Origin of the sequence: Kineococcus vitellinus (assembly GCF_009906315.1) — a bacterium.
Lineage (GTDB): Bacteria > Actinomycetota > Actinomycetes > Actinomycetales > Kineococcaceae > Kineococcus > Kineococcus vitellinus.
This window is the reverse complement of the sequence record NZ_JAAALL010000610.1, coordinates 1-757: the sequence shown is the minus strand read 5'-3', so window position 1 is coordinate 757 and position 757 is coordinate 1. Positions and strand designations below refer to the sequence as shown.

At 75.7% G+C, this 757-nt stretch carries 1 protein-coding gene; it reads left to right on the top strand.

Annotated elements, in window-relative coordinates; translation table 11 throughout:
- Nucleotides 1-97 precede the first annotated feature (97 nt).
- On the top strand, nucleotides 98-682 hold the full coding sequence (shbA, locus tag GTQ99_RS23715; protein WP_166618083.1) for an RNA polymerase sigma factor ShbA: 585 nt from the start codon (nucleotides 98-100) through the stop codon (nucleotides 680-682).
- The last annotated feature ends 75 nt before the right edge of the window (nucleotides 683-757 follow it).

The window sequence follows — 757 nt, the reverse complement described above, 5'->3', positions numbered from 1 at the left end:
CCCCCGGCATCCGTGCTGTTCATCGCTGCGGACCGCGCCCGCCCCGGACCTGGACCCGGACACCGCCGAGGGTGTAACGCCGGCGCGGTCCGCAGCGATGAACAGCACGGATGCCGGGGGGCTCCAAGAGCTGGCGACGCGGGCCCTGTCGGGGGAGCAGGGCGCGGTCGCCGACCTCCTGGCAGCGGTGCGCCGCCTCGTCCACCGTTACTGCCGGGCCAAGCTCGGGCGACTGCCCGGAGCTGATCACGCCGCCGAGGACGCGGCACAGGAGGTCTGCATCGCCGTGCTGACGGCACTACCCCGCTACAAGGACACGGGCCGCCCGTTCGAGGCGTTCGTGTACCGCATCGCGGCCAACAAGGTCGCCGACGCGCAGCGGGCCTCCTACCGGGCCCCCGTGCCCACCGACGACGTCCCCGACGCCGCCACCTCCGAGCCGGGGCCCGAGCAGGTGGCCCTGGACGCCTTCGACGCCGAGACCGTCGGCCGGCTGCTGGACACCCTGCCGCCCAAGCTGCGCGAGATCATCACGCTGCGCGTGGGTGCCGGGATGTCCGCCGAGGAGACCGGCCGCGCCCTCGACATGACGGCCGGTGCCGTGCGCGTGGCGCAGCACCGCGCCATGCAGAAGCTGCGCAAGACCGCCCTGGCCGACACCTCGCTGCAGGTGGCGCCGTGAGCGGGCGGGGCGGGGACGGTGGCCGCGGCCACCTGCGGGACGGGCACCTGCGCGGTGCCCGCGGACGGGCCGGCG

What these genes read in the sequence shown, in the direction of transcription:
- shbA (WP_166618083.1), top strand. Translation starts at nt 98, where the DNA reads ATGAACAGCACGGATGCCGGGGGGCTCCAAGAGCTGGCGACGCGGGCC.